Below are 21,693 nucleotides of genomic sequence, written 5' to 3' on the forward strand. Positions count from 1 at the left end.
GAAATTGCCGCCAATATGGGAAGCTCGGTTGGTTCGAGTTTTACGATTACCGATGATGCGGGGGCGCAAATCACTTCCGACCTGACCAAAGGGGCGATACAGGGTGTCAGCCAGTATATGCAGAAGAAAATCAGGCAGGTGAAAGTACATCTGAAAAACGGTTATCGGGTGCTGCTGTTGCCGAAACAAAACTAATTATCAAATCTATTTTATCCACAAATTAATTCAAATTCAAATTCAAATGAAAAAGTATTTTCTACTATTCGCTATCATAGCGACAAGTGTACTGTCTGTTCATGCACAGACAGAAAACAATACGGAACCGAATGAAGTGGTTCCGGTAATGCTTCAAACAACCGAAGAGATGCAGGAAGACTTGCAACAAGTCTTGAATCCCACATTCGGGGATTATTACGAAGGTTTGACCAAGAAAATCACCTTCGACCGGATGATTCCGCCTTACGGATTAGAGGTTACTTTTAACAAAACCGTGCATATTATCTTTCCCTCGCCTATCCGCTATGTGGACTTGGGTTCGGCGAATATCATTGCAGGAAAAGCGGGAAGTTCGGAAAATATTCTGCGTGTGAAAGCTGCTATTCGAGGTTTTGAAACGGAAACTAATCTTGCCGTGATTACGGACGAAGGAAGTTATTATACCTATAATGTAAAATATGCGGATGAACCGGAAAAGCTCAATATCGAGATGAAGGACTTTATGCATGATGGCATCGCTACCAACCGTCCAAACAATTCGCTTGACATTTACCTGAAGGAACTTGGCAACGAATCGCCCCGTGTGGTGTACCTGATTAACCGTGCTATCTATACCGACAACAAACGGCACATCAAGCATATCGGCGGAAAACGTTTTGGTATTCAGTACACCCTGAAAGGAATTTATTCGCACAATAACCTGCTGTACCTGCATACGCAGATTCAGAACTCGACCAACGTATCTTTCGATATTGATTTCGTGCGGATGAAAATCGTGGATAAGAAGCTGGCAAAACGTACCAGTATGCAGGAAACTGTTATCTATCCACTCAGGGCTTATAACTTCGTTTCGTCCGTTGGCGCCAATCAGACGGAGCGAACAGTATTTGCATTGGATAAAATCACCATTCCCGCCGACAAGCAACTGATTATCGAAGTGTTCGAGAAGAACGGAGGTCGAAATCAGACCTTTACTATTGAAAATGCAGACCTGATTCGCGCACGTCAAATCAACGAACTGAAAATAAAATAACATGGGACGGATTGTATTATTGATGACTTTGTGTCTTGCCCTCTGTGGGCAGGCACACGCCCAGCGTTACCTGCCGGGGCAAAAAGGGATACAGTTTACAGCAAGTGCCGTAGATGGTTTCAATTTGGAGAAAGGCGACAAGCAAGCCTTTGCGGGTGGTATAGCCCTCGCCTCTTATACGAAAAGCGGCGACCGCTGGGTATTTGGCGGAGAGTACCTGCAAAAGTCATATCGGTATAAAACAAAGTTGATACCCACTGCTCAGTTTACGTTGGAGGGCGGGTATTACTACAAGTTCCTGAGTGACCCCAGCAAAACGGTTTTCTTTTCTATCGGAGCTTCGGCGATGGCGGGATATGAAACGGTAAACTGGGGAGAATCCCTACTCTTTGATGGTTCTACGATTACCAGCGATGATAATTTCCTGTACGGCGGAGCGGTAACTTTCGAGGTGGAAACATATTTGTCTGACCGCATTGTATTGCTGCTCAACGTCAGGGAACGTATTTTGGGCGGTTCGTCCATCAACCTGTTCCATACACAAATCGGGGCGGGACTGAAATTCATTATTAATTAGGTGTTTAACAAATAAAAAACAAAGAAATGAGAAAATGCTTATCTTACATACTTTTTACGCTATTGCTGGCTGCAATAGCGTGTGCCTGTAGCGACGATATTGATATTCAGCAGGATTATGAATTCTCGGTTACTCACTTGCCTGTGCCCAAAAGGTTGCAGGTAAACGAGGTGGCTGAAATACGCTGTATGCTGCACCGGCAGGGCGAATACAGTAATACCCGCTATTATCTGCGGTATTTCCAATATGACGGGGCAGGTGAATTATGGATGGACGGCGGAGAGCCGTTCCTGCCCAATGATGTTTACGAACTGACGGATACTTCGTTCCGGCTGTATTTCCGTTCGCTGTCTGATGATGCGCATAATATAGAGGTGGTGTTTTTCGATTCGTTCGGGAAGGAGTTCCCGGTGACTTTTGCGTTTAGTAATGAGCAGGGGGAGGAAGAAAATATTGCTGAATAAACTATCTTTTAGTAACTTGCTGAAAAACACCTGATAAATGCTTGTCAGGTGTTTTTTTATGGGTAATTTTGCAAAAAACAGTTATAAATGAAAGTTGTTCTTGATACAAATATTATTTTTAGCGACTTCCACCTTAAAGGTGCGAAAATTAAGAATCTGTGTGAATCTACCAACTCAATAGGTGGTACTGTATATATACCAGAGTTGGTAATTGATGAATCAATTAATAAATATAAGGAACAACTTCATTTAGGAAAATCCAAAATAGACAAAGGAATATCTGATTTAAAAAGACTTATAGGAGAAATGGATTTTGATAATCCTATTACCGACAAATATATTCTTAACGAGGTAGAAGAATATAAAAAAGAATTTAGAAAACAAATAAAAAAATTAGAGATAAAAATCATTCCATATCCAACTATTAAACACCAAGAGCTTGTTAAGAGAGATTTAGCGAGGAAAAAACCATTTCAGGAAAGTGGAAAAGGTTATCGAGATGCTTTGATTTGGGAGAGTATAAAATCTTTATGTGAAAAATCATCCGAATTATTTAATACTCCTAAAGTTGTTTTCATCAATAAGAACTATAAGGATTTTTGTGAAAAAGGTTTTTCTCTACATCCTGATTTGAAAGAAGATCTAGCAAATAATGGATTTCAAGAAGATTATGTTAGGATTGTAGAAGAAATTGACATATTCATTGATGACTACGTAAAGCCACAACAGAAAGTATTCAAAAGCATATTAACAGAACTGAATGAAAATAAACAGTATAATGATATTGATTTAAATTCAGAAATAGAAGATAGAGTTATAAAATACTTATCACATCGCGAGTTTGATTATGAAGAAAGTCCATTCAGACAAGAATTCGAAAATCCGTCAGTTGTTGGTGTTGATGAGCCTTCATTTACAGTAACAGATGTTAGACAAATTTCAGAGGAAGAAATTCTTGTTGAAATTAATGTAGATGTGGATTGTGAGTTTGATTTCTTCATTTTCAAAAGTGATGCAGTGTGTATGGACGAAGATGAGTTACCATACATTTGGGACAATGACTGGAATAAGCATTATATGGCAGCTTCAAAAACGGTTCCGATTAGGTTGAAAATGTCGTTAATTGTTAATGCAGCTTTTGATGAGATACTTTCAGATGATATAGAAATTATTCGCCCAGAAATAGACTATCAAAATAGATTTTAATAAAAAAATAAATGAGATGAAACAGTTTGTTGTAACATTCAGAGTAAACGGAGAAATTCATAGTTTGGAATTTATGGATAACATCAATAGCAATAAACCGCGTGAAATAAATGCAAAAATATGGATTAATGATTATGTTCAAAACCAATTAGGCATAAAAACCGGAGTCCCATATCAAATAATCAGCATAGAGCAAGTAAACGGGAATGAATGAAATTGATTTGTAATCCGCTCATCTAATTCATCACCCCACCTTTAGCCATCCCTATCAAATACTACTCAACCGTCAAGTTCTCCACATTGGTGACCTTGCTCACCAGCGCATATTTTGCGATAAGTTTTTTCAGATACTTGGGCGGCAGGTGCAAGCTGCCGAAAAATCCTTGTGGTAGTTCAGACCGAAGTTGGTCTGTTGTCAGATGCGACATATCGTAAAATACTTCTGCCATAACTTTTTAGAGGATAATCACTGCAAATATAGTAACTTTGCAAGCAATACGAAGCATGTAATTACATTAAGGACAATTCAATAGATACGAAAATTATGATAACATTAACGATTGAACAAACGTGCATCCGCTGCGGAGAATGCGTTAGCGTCTGCCCTGCTCATATTTTGACGCAGGAAGGCAAGCAAAGTGAAATAGGCATCAACAACCTTCCAACCTGTATCGAATGCGGGCAATGCGTAGCAATATGCCCAACCGACTCGGTAACACACTCTACCTTTCCGCCCGAAACTGTCCACAAAGTGAATGAGTCGCTTCTTCCTTCTCCCGATGCTGTGATGGAACTGATTCGCAAACGCCGCTCCAACCGTTCGTTTTCCGACAAGGAAGTGCCGACGGAATTATTGGATAAAATACTGGAAGCTGCCCACTTTGCACCTACGGGCGCAAACAGGCAAACTTTGCAATATACGCTTGTTACCAACGACAGGGTTTTGCAGGAAGTTACAGCCAATACCATAAAGGTAATCGACCAACAACTCGCAGCATGGAAAGATTCGGGCAATGAGGAGATGCTGAACATGATGAGCCGGTTGAGCATATCATACAAACAGGGAACAGATTTGATACTGAGAGGTGCTAAGGCTTTGATTTTGATACATTCCACAGCTAATGGCTCTGCCGATGCGAATATTGCATATCAAAACGCTTCACTGATGGCTGAGAGCCTGAAAGTCGGACATTTCTACACCGGATATGTCTATATGTTCTCTTCGATGGATAAAGAAGGAATCATCAAAAAAGCGTTAGGCATCGAGGGCGATATATACGCCGGAATGGCTTTGGGTATGCCCAAGTATTCATTCAAAAAGTATATCGACCGAAAACCGATGGTTATAAACAAGTTCCTATGGAACTTATAAAATTTATTTTTTTCTCACTAATTATATTGCAATTAGCTCTAACAGGATGTAGTAACTCGAATAATCAAACGAAACACCCTGAATATTTGGAAACTACAAACTCTGAATTAGGATGTGTAGAATTGAATTATGATAGTGTAACTTATCGCCCTTTCGGTGTGTTTGGCGGAGGTGGAACGCTTACTTTCTCCGAATTTATAGGGAATCAAATAGGAATCCGAAAAATGGAGACTCCACCTCCCATAAAAATATACGAGATAAAAGGGTATAATTCAAAGGAATGGATTGTTGATTATGATGACGTATTAATGGGCGGAAATATGATATTCAAAGCTGTAGGAGTTACAGATATTCCACCGGAACTTGCAAAGTATAAGCAATATGACTTCTAAAAGGGAAATAGTGATGGAATATGTAAACATCGGCAATCGGGTTCTAAATAATTATATACTCCGAACATCTTTAGGCTACGTTGTTATCGACACAGGGTACGCCGGAGGTTTTGACCGCTTCTGCAAAGGTTTGAAACGAACTTCGATAAGCATGGAGGAGATAAAATACATCTTTGTAACCCACGCTCACGATGACCACGTTGGCTATTTGAACGAACTGAAACAAGCTACAAATGCCACCATTATTATGGATAGCCAATCTCCTGAAAGGTTGTTGCTGGGTCAAAATGTCTGGGACGGCGGCTACTCATCCCGATTGGCTAAAGGCTTTGTCGGCCTGTTCACTCTTTTCGGGAAAGGATCTCATAATTTTCCTGTAGTCGAAAAATTGACTGACACATTGCTTTGGGATGGACATACTCAATTCCTTGAAGAAAAAGGAATCCCACTCAAAATTATATCCTTGCTGGGACATACCAAAGATTCAATCGGATTGCTGACTTCGGACGAATTGCTTTTTTTGTGGCGATGCGACTATGAATGGATTTCCAAGTATCAACAGAAATATCATTTGGATTGAGGATTTGGATGATTACAGAAGAAGTTGGCAAACGATGCTGAATTGTGGTGCAAAAATGATTTTGCCTTCTCATGGAAAACCATTTCCGGTAACAGACCTTGAAAAATATGTTGGTAGCTTGGGAGAATTGAAGCTATATAAGCCGTAAAATACGACATAAACCAGTCAACCGACTACAGGGGCAAGATAAAAAACAGTCAACCAAAATCAGGTTACTACATGCACAAACGCCACCTGTTTTGTTTAACAAAAAAATATTTCTGTTAAACAAACGGGGTGCTTCTGTTTAACAGAAATTGTCCGCTGTAAAAACTGGGCTTCAATGAAATTATTTCATCGAAATAATGCTTTATATTTAGAATTGAAGAGCCGTATTTGCTCAAAATATAAATCAAAATGGAAGAGACAAGAACAGCGCTATTACCCCAAACTTACTAAAGGATAAATCTGTAGTCTCAAATTGGGAAACTATTGCAAGTAAATATCAAATTCCTAAATCAGAACAATTTCTAATGAGTGCTACTTTTAGATATTGACAAAGACGAAGGAGATTTTTCTATAAAAATGTAGATTGCTTCATTACGGATGCAAATATAGAGCTTTTAGATAATCTATTGGAAAATAATCAGTAAAATACTTGTTGATCTTTTTATAGTTTCGTAGGATGTTCATTTAGGGATAGATTGGTTACTGCTGACTCCATCAACATTTTTGCATATTTTATAGGGGTAACCCATATTCCATTGCCTAAAACACGATGACCAACTCCAACAATATTACCTTCATAATCAAACATTGGAGCACCACTAAGTCCAACCCAATCATCTTCTATAATCTCATCTGGGTATTCAAAAACAAAATAATTTCTGGCTGCTCCATTATAAGAGATATTGCTATAGAGAGCATTTGTACGTATGCCTTTTATTCCAACTATATCATTTCTTACAACCCCACATATTGAGTATTTCTGTTCATTCGTTGGCTCTGTAAATTGGGATGTGTCATAAAATTGTTTTTCTATTCCTGCTGGTTGTATTATGTTTCCATATACAGAAATCTCATGCGTCAAAAAAGGATATTTAAAGTTGATATTCTTTAGCAAGCACACTGAAATATCGATCAAATCTTCGTTTGCATTTGTAAGATTGATCCTTTCCGCATAATAGAATTCACTCAAAGGAGTTAAAACTGTGGATATATTATCATCTATATTATTTACATTATTAACAATGGCAATAATATATTCGTTACCAGTCCTAATTTCTGTATTTTCGTAATCATCGCGATGAAGCACATGGTCAGCTGTTATAAGAAAAGGCTTGCCTTTGTAATCAGCAAGGAATCCACTTCCAAACCCAATAGGGTTTAACAATTCTTTATCTTCAGGCATAAAAATATATAGCTGACAATATACTAATGATTGGAGTCTAACTAGTTCAAAATATCGCAATTCATCCATATCTTTTTACGTTTTTTAGTTGTCAATGAATGTGGGCAGGTACAATTGGAGTCCCAATATAAGAAAACAGCCTTGCAACCATTTGTTTTATTATTATATGATTTAAACGATAAATAATAGGCTTATCACTATTCTCATCCTTCAAGTGCTCAGCATCATTATATATTATTCCTAACATAAAATAAATATCCGGCAATTCTCCTAAAATAGTTTCAGCGAATGATAGTTTCAGTCTTGTTCCATGTTTAGCAAGAAAAGTCTGTTTATGACTTGCATCAGTTAATAAGTCATAAACCAATTTTTCTATTCTAATTCGAACACAGGTACAGACAGCATACGGCTCAAAATCAGTATTATTAGCTAAGTATTTATTTGTCTCATCAATTGTGTATTGAAGAAAGTTTGGATGTTCTCCCCATAATTCAGCAATCCCTAAAGCTCTAAATTCAATTCTTTTATTTATTTTTCCTGTTGAAAAGTGCAATAAGTGTTTGGCTATATCATCTTTGACAGATATATCTTCTCTTTTTGCCAATAATTTGCGCATATTTGCATTTGGTAAGGCTTGGACATTTTTCAGATATTGGATATTCATCCTTTTAGGAGAAAAAACATAATTTCTAAAATACTCAGGAGACAAATGAGTCATGATAATGGGATAGATATTACAATATTTATTCAAATCATTAATAGCTTCAGACAAATAGTATTGCGTGGCTGTCATATTGACCGCATCTAAATAATCGAAAACTTCATCGATTATTATAATGCTGTTATCTCCATGTCTAACTTTAGCTCTTACACACTGGAGCATAATACACAAAGTTAAGACATCTCGCTGACCATAAGATATATCAGTTGCATGAGGAAAATTAACAACTAAAGATTTTTTTTCTTCTGTAGCTTTAATATTTTTCCACGTTGCCCCAAGCAATATGAGATTCTCATTAAAAACATCTCTAAAGATCTCATAATCTGCTCTTTTTACAGAATCTTTGAATGCCGTTTTATGTTTATGATAAAGAGATTGAAGTTGATAAAAATATGAAAATTGATCTAACTCTGATAAATTTGGGAAAGCTCTTCTTATATACTCAATAATAGGCATATAGGATGCTTCTTGTTTTAATTGGGTCAGACAATCCGGATTGAAATTGTTTTTAATATTTTCTACTGTCCCTGATAGGGCGTGTATATGGGTTAGTACCTCTTCTATTAAGTCAACTCTTTTCTTTGCGGAAAATTTATCTAAATCTGAGTAAAGTGTTTGCAAATCACATAAAAAGGATTTATTGTTGATTATATCAGCTGAAATGTTAGGTAACACTCTCGCATTAGCTCCAAAATCTCTTTTAATATCGCTAATAGAATAAGGTATTACAGATTTTCCGGGAATTGTTTTCACAACTTCGATACTATCAATGCTCAAATGCCCGCTTGTGCTGACAAAACTTCCCATATTTTTGCTTACAGCTTTTGCATTGATACGGTTTTTGATACAAAAAATTTTAAAACGGCTAGAAATTGTATTTATGGTTTTGTCTGCGGTATAGACTACACCATTTTCTGTTATCGAAAATAAGGGAGTCAATGTCGCATTCCCTTGATGCAAATCTCTCTTGTCTAATTCTATTTTCCCTGTCTTTAAAGAATCAAAGGCTGCTGTAATGGAACTTTTCCCAAAACCATTCGGAGCTACAAGAATATTTATTTTACCAGAAATTATTTTGGTATCAAAAGAATTATCAACTGTTCCAAATCCTTTTATGTTCTGAATAGTTATGTTTGAAATTTCACTCATATATATTTTTTCACAAAGATATACCAATCAGTCGAAATTAGCTAATTTAACACCAATAACTATTTGAAATAAAGCCATATATAGTTTTGGTAATCTAAAAGGCTTTTTGATACTTTTTCTCCCCGCCGCTTAGCAAGTCATAGAAAAAGTAACGGCGGATTTCTCCGCCGTCCGTTTACTCCTGCTTTTTAGAAAGCCATTCATCCCGTCGTTTTCGACATTCTTCCAGTGTTTTAGCGACTGTTGAAAATAGTTCGCCATCCGTATGGCGGTAATCATATTGGTAGTACTCCGTCCCTCTGAACGCTCCCACTACAAATGTGGTGTAATTTTCTTGTCCTGCTTTGCATACCAAACAGCCATTACTGTCATTGATTGAATTTGTTTTCATATCTATTGCTTTATTAATTGTTAGAAAAATAATTGTAATTTTTTAGAAAATGAATACTACGATTAAAGAAGCGATAAGCAGGAAAAGAAAAACGGAGATAAGGATGCTTATCAGTTTGAACACACACTTAATCAGTAAGCGGACAAACAGGTATATCATCACCATGCCCAATAATGACCATACAGCAGCACTCACCTTTGTCAGCAACCATACACATACGACTACACATACCAACCTAAGCATCAATTTTATGTTAATTCCAAAAGTGAGGCTATTTTGTTTCGTTCTATCGTTTCTCTTTTCCATGACTTTTTTTTTCTGCGGCATCCGTCAGGTCGGCTGTTTTTTGTTTCGTATTGGCGGCAAAAGGTCGGAGGGGTGATACAGACAAATTTTTTGCATGAAATACGCTCAAACGAAGTGCAGCAGGAAGATTTCCTGCAAAACCCGAAAGGGCATGAATTTTTCGTTTCACACTCCGGGATACCTTTGCCAATCGAAAGGAAGAATAGCCGATTAGGATACTTCCGGTAATGAGGAATGGGAAAGAGGAACGATACCGGAGAATAGATAATTGCGATAGCAATAGATTTGAAAATCGGTTAAATGCAGACGAATATTTTCGTCCTTATTTTGGGTTTTGAAGATAATGTTTACCTTTGTAGAAGATTCAAAAAGAGTTATTTGAAGTGATGAAAAATGAAGCGAGGTAAAGCGGTTAGGTAGTTTCTATCTCATTACCTATCGCTGAATATTAACTGTTCAAATCCTTATTGCACACTACTTTGGGGAAATATGATTATCTTTGCACTATGAAACATAATTTCTTAGAGAGATTCGACAGATACATCTACTGGATATGGTCAGGACTATGGTTAGTTCTTTTCATACAGTTTTCGCACAGTTCAACCGTCACTGAAGCTGCACTAATGTCATTGCTTTACGTGGCAACACTATTCCCGTTCACCACCTTCTTAAGTAAGAACCTGCTTGAAAAGGCTATGAGGAAAAGGAAACTCTTGCCTTTCATCCTTCAGCTTATCTTTATTACACTGATAGCTACATGCCTGAGTATTTGTGTTTTCATCGTATTCAATTATTTAGAGAAGACAGGAATCTTCCCCCGCTCTCCAATGCTTAGTGGGGAGAATTCTATTCTGCATGATTTCGCAGGCTCGTTTGTTTCCGCCTTACTGATTAATTTCGGATTCTGCGGGTTAAGGTTCTTTGCGGAGAACCTGAAATTGCAAAAAGTATTGATTGATTCTCAACTACAGATTCTTCAGGAACAAATTAATCCGCATTTCATGTTCAACGTACTAAACCATGTCAATGTGTTGATAAGGAAAGAGCCGGACTTGGCATCAACCGTTCTTGTGCAATACACAAACATTCTACGCTATCAGTTGTACAGTGGGAAGAAAGATTTTGTAAGTGTCGGGCAAGAGGTTGGCTTTCTGAAAGACTTTATAGAAGTCGAAAGAATCAGGTGGAAGAATAATTTAGACGTGGAATGCTCCTGGAGTGTAGAAGATGATAACGCCATGCTTTCTCCTTTGTTGCTGATTACCTTCGTAGAAAACGCCTTTAAGCACGTTTCCCGTTCAAAAACAGAGAAAGGCTATGTTCGTATTGACTTGACGCAAAGGGATGGAGAACTCATCCTGTTTGTTGAGAACTCTAAATACGCTGACATCCCGGTCGTTGAAAAACGCGAAGCATCGGGTATTGGCTTGGAGAACATCAGAAAGCGCCTGGAGATTCTTTATCCGGACAGATATCATTTACAGATAAGCGAAACGGACACAGTATATTCAGTCTCACTGTCTATAACCTGTATTATTCATACTGTAGGATAATACTATAACAACTAAGTACTCATGTTTAATTATCTTATAGTATCTGTCAAAGTACAAACTAATTCATGAACATTTACTTATGGCAAATATCATTTCAAAACAACCGGACTTAAGGTTAAAGTGCCTGATTGTCGATGACGAAGAGTATGCCATCGACGGAGTTATCGACTATCTTCAAGACATAGATTCACTTGAAGTTGCCGGCACATGCCTGTCGGCGATAGAAGCCGTAGAAGTATTAAAGAAACAGGATGTGGACTTAATGTTCCTTGATATAAACATGCCTCGCCTCACCGGCTTGGAACTGTTAGAATCCATGCAGAACCCACCTCTAACGATATTAACCACCGCATACACCGAGTTTGCATTGGACGGCTTCAGACTGAATGTTGTTGATTATCTGCTGAAACCGTACACCTTTCAGCGTTTCTTCCAGGCAACACAAAAGGCGATAGATTTATATAAATCGCGTATCGTGCCTGATGAAAAGGACAACGGGCGCACATTAGATATGTATATCCGGCAGGATGACTCGTTCCAAAGGATAAACTGGGAAGACATACTGTTTGTGGAATCCATGCAGAACTATCTAAAACTTCACTTTGCGGACAAGACGCTCGTTATCCACCAAACCATGTCCTCTTTGGAAGAGATACTGCCTAAAGACCATTTTTTCAGAGTGCATAACTCATACCTGGTAAATGTCAACCAAATAGACAGGATTAACGGAAGGCGTTTATTCGTCAATGGAAACGAACTGCCAATTTCCAAATACAGGAAAGAAGCATTCTTAAATTCGGTGGTGTACCGAAAGCTTATAAGTAAATGATTTCATTGGTTTTTTCTATGATTTCATGTACATTTGCAACTGCTACCCCCACAACAGGCAGCCTAACTATTTTCGGAAAGGAGAATCATGATAGAATTGCGAACAGTCAACCTTACCCGCTACATCACCCCCTTGCGCGAAGGCGGCTCGCTGCCTGCACTTGCCGAGGCTGATGACGAATTCAAGTACGTCGTGAAGTTCCGCGGCGCCGGCCATGGCACGAAAGCGCTGATTTCCGAACTGATTGGCGGCGAAGTGGCACGCGCGCTGGGGCTAAAAGTACCGGAACTGGTATTCCTGAACCTTGATGAAGCCTTCGGTCGCACCGAAGGGGACGAAGAAATACAAGACCTGCTGCAAGCCAGCCGCGGACTGAACCTCGGGCTGCACTTTCTGTCGGGAGCCTTGACCTTCGACCCCGTGGCTACCAAAGTCTCCCCCGACCTGGCTTCGCGCATCGTTTGGCTCGATGCATATCTTACTAATATAGACCGCACCTCGCGCAACACCAACATGCTGATGTGGCACAAGGAACTCTGGCTCATCGACCAGGGCGCCTCACTCTACTTCCATCATTCGTGGGAGAACTGGGAGAAACATGCCCGAAGCCCCTTCGCCTATATCAAGAGCCATGTGTTGCTACCCGAAGCATCCCGACTCGAAGAAGCCGACGCCTCCCTGCGCATCTTGCTGACCGGGGAGAAGATACGGGAAATCGTCTCGCTCATCCCCAATGACTGGTTGCACTGGAACGATACGCACGAGACTCCCGAAGAAATCAGAGATATATACACCCGCTTTCTGACCGAAAGACTGGCACATTCCGAAACCTTTGTAAAAGAAGCGCAGAATGCAAGGAAAACACTTATATGAGTACGCAGTTATCCGACTGGTTCCCAAAGTGGAACGCGAAGAGTTCTTCAATGTGGGAGTTATCCTTTTCTCGAAAAAGGAGAACTTCATCAAGTCCGCCTGCCATGTGGATGAGGAGAAGTTAAGGCTGTATGTTTCCGAGGTAGACCGTGAACTGGTCTTTACGCACCTGGATGTGTTCAATAAGATATGTGTGGGTGCCGGAGATGGCGGTACCATTGCCCGGCTCGACGTACCGGAACGTTTCCGCTGGCTGACTGCCGTAAGGAGTTCCTGTATTCAAACGTCTCGCCCACATGCCGGTTTCTCCGACAATCTGGACAGGACGTTAGAACGATTATTTAAAGAGCTGGTTCTATGACGGAGTAGCGTACTTTGCTTTCAACTCCTCTACGCCCGTTCCGGTGAAATAGTCTTCGATAAACGCCCAACGCTGCGCATCGTCCATTCCATCCGTTCCGAAGAAGAAGGAGAACAGTTCCATCTGCTCCAGGAATATCTTCTCGTTATTTTCAAGAATCAGGTTGTGGTATTCGTCGGAAGCTGCAAGTTGCTCCAGGATTTCGGGTTCATCGAAAGCAACCGATACGCAGGGGGTACCGCCGCCTTCAACGCTGAACGAAAGGCAATCGAGCATGGAAAGCAGGTTGAGCAACATATTCAGGTCGGAGAATGGGGTACTGTAAAACAACAGACGGTCGCCTTTACTGCCTACAATACGCTGGTTGAACAGTTTTTGATAGCGGGATAACAGCAAATCAAAGCCTTTTGTTACCGTAAAAGAGAGTTCGTTGGAGTCCTTCTTCTTTATACTGCTGATGTAGCTCACGCTACGACCTTCTTCCGTACGCGACTCCAGCAATGAGCCGATGAAACGTTTTGCCGACGGTACGTCCATGTTATGTTCGGCAAATATCGCACGCAATTCTTCTTCATCGAAGCGGCCTTTCGTTTTACGCAGTTTATCTACCAGCAGGTTCTTCAGGCTATTGAACAGTGCATCCATCCGCCGGCGAATTACCGCTGCATCTTCTTTCAGCAGCACATCATGTTTGCCTACAGACACTGCACGGGAGCCTTCCCACAGCGTACCGCCATTCAATTTCTGTTTAAACTCTCTGTATCCCAACTCGGCGAAACGCTCTTCCCAGAGTTTCTCCAGACGTGCCGTGTAGACATCTTCCGTACCGGATACTTTCGTAAGATAAGCTCCGAATTCACGAATAAAAGTATCGCCCGTCTTATCCTGTACGTAGCCTTCCGTCAGTAGGTTCTGCGGACTGACCTCCAGCAGTTTCTTGCCGTAACGGTGGCTCAAGTCATCTTCCAGCCACAGCAAGGCTGTCTTAATCAACTGTCCCAGTTCTGCTTCGTACTCCAGTTTGTTCTTCATCCGCGGTAGCTTCACCACGAATTCGAAGTCGGACAGAGACACGAGCATTTCCTGCTTTCCGCCTTTCATCCGGTACACTTCCATCAGTTTCTTCAGTATCAGCGATAACTGTTCCTGTGCGATATTGCCTGCCGCGTGCAGACGTTTCATGTAATAAAAGTCCCGCTCATGATAGTCTGTTGCCGAAACGCCGTGGATATCTGCGTCGCGGGCTGCACGTCCAATCTCCTGTATATAGTCCACGAACGTGCTGGACGGCGCCACATGATACACGCGGTCGATGTCGCTGATATCCACACCCATACCGAATGCCTTTGTGGCTACAATCATTCGCTTTTCGCCTTCTTTGAACTCTTGTACAATTGCTGCTTTCTGTTCCTTATCTTTCTTGCCGTAGTAAGAGGCTACCAGATGCCAGTCTACCGGTTTCACCCATGTCTTCAGGCGCATATCGATACCTCCGGCAAAGGGATAGTAAAGGATGGTTTTGTGCCCGTCAAGGAAGTCGTCTACCCGTGCTGCCACTACGCGTTGCTTGGCTTTATCGTACGTTTCACCTTCTTCCATCTCCATCTGGCGGATGTCGAAACCGATGTTTTGGCGTTTCACGGTACCTGCATAGAGCACACAGGGATCCATTTGCAGCGAACGGATGGTTTCAAACACCATATCGTTGCCTCCTTTCGGATTCCAGACTGCTGTGGCTGTGAGTGCAAAGAGCGGGAATGCATAGCCGAGGTTTTTCTTCAGGCTTTGCAGATAACGTCCCAGGAACCAATAGTCTACACGGAATTCCTTGCCCCAGGTAGTCACCGTATGGGCTTCATCCACTACCACCAGACCGATACGACGTTCGCCGGCAAAGTGCCTGATGTCATACGAGAGCAGCAATTCCGGCGAGAGATAGAATAAATCGACTTCACCTTCATGCACTTGCCGGTACACTTCGTTTTTCTGTTCGGGGGATAAATCGGAGGAGGCATAGGCTACGCGCGTGTATCCTAAATCCTGCAAGCCTTCTACCTGGTCTACAATCAGTGCTTTCAGGGGGGATACAACGATGGTCAGCAGTCCGTATTCATTGCCCAGATAGATGGCGGGCAACTGGAACAGCAGGGATTTTCCTGCTCCGGTGGGTGCCGTAAGCAGGATGTTGTCCACTTCGGCTGCTGCGGTGAGTGCTTTCTCTGCTTCGGCATTTTGCGTTTTCTCTGCTTCGGCGTTTTGCACTTTCTCCGTTCCGGCATTTTTCGCTTTCTCCGCCTCAGCTATTACGCTTTCTATCAATTGCCCTTGCGAGATATGGAACGTGTCCTTTCCCTTGAACAAATCGTTGTACACTTCCAGGTCACGAAACTGTTCGTACCCATAAATCTCTCTCAAAAGTGCATGTACTGCCTCCCGGCAATGTTCGGGCAGGTGCCGTTCTTTTAGTTGCGGTAACTGTTGCGCTTTATCTTTCTGAATACCAGTCATTAGTAATACATTGAATTAATTTTGTCACAAATATAAGTGAAAATATTGAGTTATAGACTTATTCAATAAAAATACTGATATAATAATTGCACCCGAATATAAAAAAACGGTTGAATTATAGAACTAAAAGAGAAAAACAATAAAATAACTTTTAATAAAAAAACACTAAAAGAGTACACACAGTACCTATTTTATAACGAAAAACAAAATTCCCAATCAAATATTTGTTTTATAAAAGAAAGTGATATCTTTGCACACCAAACAACAGACACCATCTTTAATTAATTTATTATATGAAAAAGTTTATTCTATTATTTTTATTGTGCATTTCCATAATGCCATGTTATGCACAAGAGGGTCAAGAACCCGAGTTTGTAGGTGAAGTAAATCTCATTAATGGAGACCAAGTCTTGCCTTTGGATAAAGAGTTTATAACGATAAAAACTAAAGCAAGTGCTTCAATGTATATTGTTGGCGTGGGAAATATAAAAACTAAAATTAATGTCGAAGGAAATGCTGCAAGCGTAAGAGCATCTCAAGATGGAGACTTCAAATTAGTTGTAAGAGCTGTAGATAACAATTCTGATCCGCTATCTATCATCAGTATTTTCCAATTTGAGACAAGTAAGAAGAAAAGGACGGCAGAACTTTCCTCTCTTGCTACATTTGGCGGTCAAACAGACAATAAATTGAAACAATTAGGATTTTCTGCAAAAAAGTTCGGAGAAAGTTCATATTTGATTACCTTAAAGGAAAAGCCAGCCGGTGAAATAGGAGTAATCGTGAAAAATCCCAATACTAAAGATGAGAAGAGCATTATTGTGTCCTGCTTCGGTATAGACAAGTAAACGGATGAAAAGCATTATAAGAAGAGGGGGCGATTGAAAAATCGCCCCCTCTTCTTTATTCTATCTAAAACCTTATTAAAGGCTTCACAAATTATCCGCTAATACTCCTCTTCGTTGAAGAAAAAATCCTCTTTACTGGGATAATCAGGCCAAATATCTTCTATGCTTTCGTAAATATCACCTTCATCTTCCATTTCCTGCAAGTTTTCAATCACTTCAAGCGGAGCGCCCGAACGGATGGCATAATCAATTAATTCGTCCTTGGTTGCCGGCCAAGGAGCATCTTCCAGCTTAGATGCTAATTCCAATGTCCAATACATAAATTCTAAGTATTAAAATTGTGAATATTAAATCATTTTTTCTATTTTTCGGCAAAAGTATAATAAAATTTTTCACTTACAACTTATTCTCCCAAAATATTTCATTTTTTTTCTCTTCTTGATTTATCTTCCGCGACAAAACGAACAAATAATCGGATAAACGGTTCACATAAGCAAGCAAATCAGGGGTTACTTCACATTGTTCGGCAAGAGACAGAATGCGACGTTCCGCCCTCCGGCACACTGTACGACACACATGGCATACACATGCGCCACGGCTGCCACCGGGCAATATAAATGCGCGCAGCGGAGGAAGCAGTTTATCCAAACGGTCTATCTCCTGCTCAATACGTTCTATCTCTTCGGGATGAATGACGCTGGCATACTTTAAATCCGTCTTTTCAAGGTCTGTAGCCAGATTGGAACCGACAGCAAAAAGACGGTCCTGAATATGGCGAACCAACGTTCTGTCTTCTTCATCGGACAGGTAAGTAATAAGCAAACCCAGGTTAGCATTCAGCTCATCCACCGTGCCATACGCTTCGAGACGGACATGGGTTTTAGGAACACGCGTACCGCCTACTAATGAGGTAGTACCTTTATCACCGGTCTTAGTATATATTTTCATAAGCAACGAATATTTAGTGATTAGGGGTTAGTGATTAGTGATTAACAGTTAATCACTAATCAACCGTCTAAAGATAATCAAAAGTTAACAATATAGTCTTGTTTCACCTTTGTTTTATCAAAGAAGAGGATTCCAAGGTCATAAAGATCAAATGTAATCCCCACTCGTTCATCTTGCTGCATACGCTTCCAGAGGGCTTTCATCTGCGAGGTATAGCGAATTCCCTCGATGACAAAAACAGATTTCCGGGTAGTGCGAGTAACGCAGATGCGGAACACTTCTTCCATAAATTCCGGATGACGGTAATCGTGCAGATACAAGAAATCAACAGGTACGCCGGCTTCCAGGAAAAGTCCGGATAGTTCGGATGCAGAAGTATAGTCCACCCCTTCCTTCCCTGCTTTCAGATAGAGTGAAGATGCGGCAATCCTGCCGGCATCCACAATCGTATTGGGCTGGGCATAATTGACTAACCGGAACAAAAGACGTTTCACTTTCCTGGATTCATACTTCCAGTATTCACCTCTTTCATACGACAACTTTTTCTGCTCCTCTGCCAAATCCTTATATTTATGATAAGGAGTATTTTCATAAATCACCTGTGTAATCAAGTTAAAAGCAAAAGGTGAATGTACACCATAACCGCAACGGTACCGAAAACGGCATAACCAGATGAAAGGGCGCTTCAGAGTCAGTACAAAGAGGAATAAAGATAATCTGTTCTTCATATCTATATTGCATTAAATATTTAGCCTGAATAATGCAGGCTAATCTGCATTACTCCTGCTTATTGCCTACAGTATGAATAATGCAGGCTAATAAAAACCAGTCAATTTGCATTAGGAGTTCCGGAATTCTCAAACAACAACTCACAAGTTTCCCCCGCCGGTAATGACAGAACAATCACCTTGTCGGTGCAAATACTGCTCCGCCCGCCTATTGTAACCTTTGCTTGACTGACACCTGCCGGCATTTTCAAATGGAAATTCCCTGAAACCATTGCCGTAAGCGTAGCTTTAGCAGCTTTTCCATCTTTCCATTCCAAGTCAACAGATACACCGCCACGCGCTTTCATTCCACGGAAGCTACCGATATCCCAACTTTTCGGCAACGCAGGAAGCAAGTGTATAAAACCCTCATGGCTTTGCATCAGCATTTCACCGACGCCTGCAGCACCCCCATAATTTCCATCAATCTGGAAAGGAGGATGTGAGCAAAACAGGTTGGGGAATGTTCCGCCGACATGACGTTTAGTCTGCGGATTGACAGCCGGATAAAGAAGGCTCTTGAACAGTTTCCAGGCACGGTCGCCATCTCCCAGGCGCGCCCAGAAATTAATCTTCCAGGCACGACTCCAACCCGTACCGCCATCGCCTCGCCGATTCAGCGTTACGCGACAGGCATCCGCCAATTCAGGTGTAGCTTCAGGAGAAATGAGAGCTCCCGGATGCAAACCATACAAGTGAGAGACATGCCGGTGATGCACATCCTGTTCTTTATAATCTTCCAACCATTCCTGCAGATATCCCTCTTTACTGATTTGCATGGGGGGAAACTCTTTTAATGCCGCATCAAGCTTCGCTGCATAGTCATCATCACATTTCAGGATGGAAGCAGCCTCTATTACATTGGTGTACAGTTCGGTCAACAACTGCACGTCCATAGTAGGCGCCATGCAGATACTGACGGGTGTCGGGTCGTCTCCTACAAAGAAAGCATTCTCGGGAGAAGAAGTGGGAGCGGTCACCAGCCAGCCGTGTCCGGGTTCGCGTACCATTGTGGAAAAGAAGAACTCGGAAGCGCCTTTCAGTATGGGATAAATCCGTTTCAGATAATCAAGGTCATGGCTGTATTGGTAGTGTTCCCAAAGATGGGCGCAGAGCCATGCACCTCCCGTATTGGTTGCTCCCCAGGAAGGATGTTCGCCGGGAGCGGTGTAATTCCAGACATTCGTCATCATGTGAAGCACCCACCCCCGTGCGTTGTTGCCATAGAAAGTGCGGGCGGTTTCTTCGCCGGAAGGGATAAGACGCTCCACAAGAGTGGTCAAAGGCAGGTAAAGCTCCGAAAGTCCGGCTTGTTCAAGAGGCCAGTGATTCATCTGGATATTGATATTGGTATGGTAATCGCCATTCCAGGGCGTTTGCACTCCATTTGCCCACAACCCCTGCAAGTTTGGCGGCAGACTTCCCGGGCGGGTAGTGCTAATGAGCAAATAACGGCCATAATTGTAATAGATAGCGGCCAAAGCGGGAGACTCACGTTCGGTAAAACGGATAATACGTTCGTTCGTAGGTAACTTGTCGTCTTCCGTACCGGGAAGAGTCAGAGATACCCGGTCGTAAAGAGCGCGATGGGCGGCAATATGGGAGTCCTTAAGCTGCGAAGCACGGGTCGGAAATGAAGAGCCGGATTGCACCACAGCATTCAGCAAGCTGTCGCAGACTTCCCTGTAACGGCTTCCGGGGAAATCAGTCCCGGCGGCAGCATAGGAAGTGGTGGCGGACACTATCAGCCATGCTTCTTCTCCCTGTTCCAGCGTAATGCCGTCTTCGGCAGAAATGTTCTGTTTGCCTCCTTTGGAAACCAATTGCATGGCAACACGGTACTTCATGCCATCCTGACCCGGCTTACCGGTGTCCAGAGCGCCTTCCAGCAAAAGAGTGCCGCTATTCTTCCCGGTGCTTGGAACAAAAGACACACTCCCCCGCTCCGGACGGGAAAGGGAAGCCGTGAAAGAGAGGGAACGGCGGCGACCGGCAGTCAGACGGATAATCATCACATCTTTATCACGGGAGGTATAGTACTCACGCCGGTAATCAATTCCGTCTTTCGTAAAGGTAGTATAAGCTACGGCATCGCGCAGGTCAAGACAACGCCGGTAGTCAGTCACTGAAGCGGCACTATTGAGCACCGGAGTCGTATCATGTGCATCAGTCACCGGAGAAACACCATTGGCAGAAGAAGATTTCTTTCCGACGGGAAAATTAAAATTGATATAAAGGTCGGCAAGCATTTGATAACTGCCATAGGTGCCGCCCGTCTCAGGTTTCTTGGGCACAAAACTCTTGTACATCAATTCTTGCGCCTCTTCGTTTTTACCTTCAAACAGGAGTTGTTGAATGGCAGGCAAACTTCGGGAAGCTTCCGGGTTGCCGTAATCAGCTTCCATGCCACTCCAAAGAGAGATTTCATTTAATACAATATGTTCCCGCTCAATACCTCCATCGGGCATCATGCCCAAACGACCGTTACCCAAAGGCAGGGTTTCTTCCCAAATGGCAGCCGGGGAAACATAATAAAGCTGATGGTTGTGATTATCTCCGGGGATTGTCTGTGCAGTTCCCACAACAGGAGCACATACTACAAGTGATAGAAAAAAGGCAGAAAGAGTTTTCATCATACTAATTAGCATTTAAAGTTATTGTATATCGACACAAAAATAATACTAAAATCAGATTAAACCACTCCTTTTGGAGGAGTTTTAGTCAGAAGCGCGAAGTTTTATCTGTACTTCCCGCTTCTGACTAACCTGAATAATGCAGGCTAACCTGCATTATTCAGGCTTCAGGAGTTAGAGGAGTTAAAGGAGTTATCAGCCAACAAGTTGGCTTAGGAGTTAAAGCCGATAGTCTTGTTATACGATTCACGGAGTATTGGCTTTAACTCCTTAACTACTAACGAAGTGATAACTCCTCTAACTACAGTATGAATAATGCAGGCTAAAGTCGATAAGTAGCTGTTCATAATGTGAAAGCAGCATATAGAACGAGGACTGTATGACCAAAGCAGCAGGAGGACTTTTCTCTCTAATAGGGGGATTTTTCTCTCTGGCAAGAAAAATCCTCCTTAAAAGCAAAATAAGAATCTTCTAAGGGATGATTACAGGATAACTTTGTACATAACATCTGGTTGAATGCTTTAGCCTGTATTATTCATATTGCAGGAGTTCAAAAGGGGTTATCGCTGTACAAAA

General features: G+C 41.5%; 25 protein-coding genes. 14 read left to right on the forward strand and 11 right to left on the reverse strand.

All coding sequences use genetic code 11. The annotated features are described in order from the left end of the window. From traM to B2Z67_RS07925, 6 genes are all read left to right on the forward strand, one after another. On the forward strand, positions 1-195 hold a 195-nt coding region (traM, locus tag B2Z67_RS07900; protein ID WP_291529278.1), incomplete at its 5' end, for a conjugative transposon protein TraM. 46 nt (positions 196-241) lie between these two features. After that, on the forward strand, positions 242-1,249 hold the full coding sequence (gene traN / locus B2Z67_RS07905) for a conjugative transposon protein TraN (protein WP_291529279.1): 1,008 nt from the start codon (positions 242-244) through the stop codon (positions 1,247-1,249). Position 1,250: 1 nt separating this feature from the next. Then, positions 1,251-1,826: a conjugal transfer protein TraO gene (locus tag B2Z67_RS07910; RefSeq protein WP_291529280.1), complete on the forward strand. Its 576-nt coding sequence runs from the start codon at positions 1,251-1,253 to the stop codon at positions 1,824-1,826. Between the two features lie 26 nt (positions 1,827-1,852). Continuing rightward, positions 1,853-2,290, forward strand: a complete 438-nt coding sequence (locus B2Z67_RS07915) for a TraQ conjugal transfer family protein (RefSeq protein WP_291529281.1) — start codon at positions 1,853-1,855, stop codon at positions 2,288-2,290. Positions 2,291-2,377: 87 nt separating this feature from the next. Continuing rightward, positions 2,378-3,496, forward strand: coding sequence for a PIN domain-containing protein (locus tag B2Z67_RS07920; protein ID WP_291529282.1), 1,119 nt, complete (start codon positions 2,378-2,380; stop codon positions 3,494-3,496). 16 nt (positions 3,497-3,512) lie between these two features. Beyond that, entirely contained in the window at positions 3,513-3,710 is a 198-nt protein-coding gene (locus B2Z67_RS07925; RefSeq protein ID WP_291529283.1) for a hypothetical protein, read from the forward strand. Positions 3,711-3,771: 61 nt separating this feature from the next. On the opposite strand, the gene B2Z67_RS07930 is transcribed toward B2Z67_RS07925, so the two are convergent. After that, a complete protein-coding gene (locus tag B2Z67_RS07930; protein WP_291529284.1) occupies positions 3,772-3,945 on the reverse strand; it encodes a hypothetical protein in 174 nt (57 codons plus the stop codon). A gap of 95 nt (positions 3,946-4,040) precedes the next feature. On the opposite strand from B2Z67_RS07930, the gene B2Z67_RS07935 reads away from it, so the two are divergent. From B2Z67_RS07935 to B2Z67_RS07945, 3 genes are read left to right on the forward strand one after another with little or no spacing between them, the layout of a single operon-like run. Further along, complete coding sequence (locus B2Z67_RS07935; RefSeq protein WP_291529285.1) at positions 4,041-4,868, forward strand: nitroreductase family protein; 828 nt, start codon at positions 4,041-4,043, stop codon at positions 4,866-4,868. Continuing rightward, positions 4,856-5,260 (forward strand): hypothetical protein, encoded by a 405-nt coding sequence (locus B2Z67_RS07940; RefSeq protein ID WP_291529286.1) that lies wholly within the window; start codon positions 4,856-4,858, stop codon positions 5,258-5,260. Before B2Z67_RS07935 ends, B2Z67_RS07940 begins: the two co-directional genes overlap by 13 nt. Continuing rightward, the gene (locus B2Z67_RS07945; protein ID WP_291529287.1) at positions 5,250-5,840 is read left to right on the forward strand and encodes an MBL fold metallo-hydrolase; all 591 of its coding nucleotides are present in this window, start codon (positions 5,250-5,252) and stop codon (positions 5,838-5,840) included. The genes B2Z67_RS07940 and B2Z67_RS07945 overlap by 11 nt, the downstream gene beginning before the upstream one ends. Before the next feature lie 649 nt (positions 5,841-6,489). Here B2Z67_RS07945 and B2Z67_RS07950 read toward each other — a convergent pair. The 5 genes from B2Z67_RS07950 to B2Z67_RS07970 form a co-directional block, all read right to left on the reverse strand. After that, positions 6,490-7,299 carry a hypothetical protein gene (locus B2Z67_RS07950; protein WP_291529288.1) on the reverse strand — a complete coding sequence of 270 codons (810 nt, stop codon included), beginning with the start codon at positions 7,297-7,299 and terminating at the stop codon, positions 6,490-6,492. A 22-nt stretch (positions 7,300-7,321) separates the two neighbouring features. Next, positions 7,322-9,100, reverse strand: coding sequence for an AAA family ATPase (locus B2Z67_RS07955; RefSeq protein ID WP_291529289.1), 1,779 nt, complete (start codon positions 9,098-9,100; stop codon positions 7,322-7,324). Between the two features lie 175 nt (positions 9,101-9,275). Continuing rightward, complete coding sequence (locus B2Z67_RS07960) at positions 9,276-9,491, reverse strand: DUF3873 family protein (protein WP_291529290.1); 216 nt, start codon at positions 9,489-9,491, stop codon at positions 9,276-9,278. A gap of 42 nt (positions 9,492-9,533) precedes the next feature. Next, a complete protein-coding gene (locus B2Z67_RS07965; protein WP_291529291.1) occupies positions 9,534-9,797 on the reverse strand; it encodes a hypothetical protein in 264 nt (87 codons plus the stop codon). Next, positions 9,778-9,966 carry a hypothetical protein gene (locus B2Z67_RS07970; RefSeq protein WP_291529292.1) on the reverse strand — a complete coding sequence of 63 codons (189 nt, stop codon included), beginning with the start codon at positions 9,964-9,966 and terminating at the stop codon, positions 9,778-9,780. The genes B2Z67_RS07965 and B2Z67_RS07970 overlap by 20 nt, the downstream gene beginning before the upstream one ends. 337 nt (positions 9,967-10,303) lie before the next feature. On the opposite strand from B2Z67_RS07970, the gene B2Z67_RS07975 reads away from it, so the two are divergent. The 4 genes from B2Z67_RS07975 (at position 10,304) to B2Z67_RS07990 (ending at position 13,413) form a co-directional block, all read left to right on the forward strand. Continuing rightward, positions 10,304-11,350, forward strand: coding sequence for a sensor histidine kinase (locus B2Z67_RS07975; protein WP_291529293.1), 1,047 nt, complete (start codon positions 10,304-10,306; stop codon positions 11,348-11,350). A gap of 79 nt (positions 11,351-11,429) precedes the next feature. Next, on the forward strand, positions 11,430-12,179 hold the full coding sequence (locus B2Z67_RS07980; RefSeq protein ID WP_291529294.1) for a LytR/AlgR family response regulator transcription factor: 750 nt from the start codon (positions 11,430-11,432) through the stop codon (positions 12,177-12,179). Positions 12,180-12,269: 90 nt separating this feature from the next. Continuing rightward, positions 12,270-13,052, forward strand: coding sequence for a HipA family kinase (locus B2Z67_RS07985; RefSeq protein WP_291529300.1), 783 nt, complete (start codon positions 12,270-12,272; stop codon positions 13,050-13,052). Then, positions 13,030-13,413 (forward strand): DUF3037 domain-containing protein, encoded by a 384-nt coding sequence (locus B2Z67_RS07990; protein ID WP_291529295.1) that lies wholly within the window; start codon positions 13,030-13,032, stop codon positions 13,411-13,413. The genes B2Z67_RS07985 and B2Z67_RS07990 overlap by 23 nt, the downstream gene beginning before the upstream one ends. Here the strand turns inward: B2Z67_RS07990 and B2Z67_RS07995 are convergent. Continuing rightward, positions 13,408-15,921, reverse strand: coding sequence for a DEAD/DEAH box helicase (locus tag B2Z67_RS07995; protein ID WP_291529296.1), 2,514 nt, complete (start codon positions 15,919-15,921; stop codon positions 13,408-13,410). The genes B2Z67_RS07990 and B2Z67_RS07995 overlap by 6 nt on opposite strands. A gap of 293 nt (positions 15,922-16,214) precedes the next feature. On the opposite strand from B2Z67_RS07995, the gene B2Z67_RS08000 reads away from it, so the two are divergent. Then, positions 16,215-16,769 carry a hypothetical protein gene (locus B2Z67_RS08000; protein WP_291529297.1) on the forward strand — a complete coding sequence of 185 codons (555 nt, stop codon included), beginning with the start codon at positions 16,215-16,217 and terminating at the stop codon, positions 16,767-16,769. A gap of 98 nt (positions 16,770-16,867) precedes the next feature. Here B2Z67_RS08000 and B2Z67_RS08005 read toward each other — a convergent pair whose 3' ends face one another. The 4 genes from B2Z67_RS08005 to B2Z67_RS08020 all read right to left on the reverse strand — a co-directional run bounded on the left by B2Z67_RS08005 (position 16,868) and on the right by B2Z67_RS08020 (position 21,117). Beyond that, on the reverse strand, positions 16,868-17,089 hold the full coding sequence (locus B2Z67_RS08005; protein WP_007212024.1) for a DUF2795 domain-containing protein: 222 nt from the start codon (positions 17,087-17,089) through the stop codon (positions 16,868-16,870). A 76-nt stretch (positions 17,090-17,165) separates the two neighbouring features. Further along, complete coding sequence (locus B2Z67_RS08010; protein WP_291529298.1) at positions 17,166-17,717, reverse strand: cob(I)yrinic acid a,c-diamide adenosyltransferase; 552 nt, start codon at positions 17,715-17,717, stop codon at positions 17,166-17,168. 77 nt (positions 17,718-17,794) lie between these two features. After that, the gene (locus tag B2Z67_RS08015) at positions 17,795-18,445 is read right to left on the reverse strand and encodes a hypothetical protein (protein WP_291529299.1); all 651 of its coding nucleotides are present in this window, start codon (positions 18,443-18,445) and stop codon (positions 17,795-17,797) included. Between the two features lie 101 nt (positions 18,446-18,546). Next, on the reverse strand, positions 18,547-21,117 hold the full coding sequence (locus tag B2Z67_RS08020; RefSeq protein ID WP_291529301.1) for a glycoside hydrolase family 95 protein: 2,571 nt from the start codon (positions 21,115-21,117) through the stop codon (positions 18,547-18,549). Between the last annotated feature and the right edge of the window lie 576 nt (positions 21,118-21,693).

The sequence above is a fragment of the Bacteroides sp. UBA939 genome (genome assembly GCF_002293435.1).
Lineage (GTDB): Bacteria > Bacteroidota > Bacteroidia > Bacteroidales > Bacteroidaceae > Bacteroides.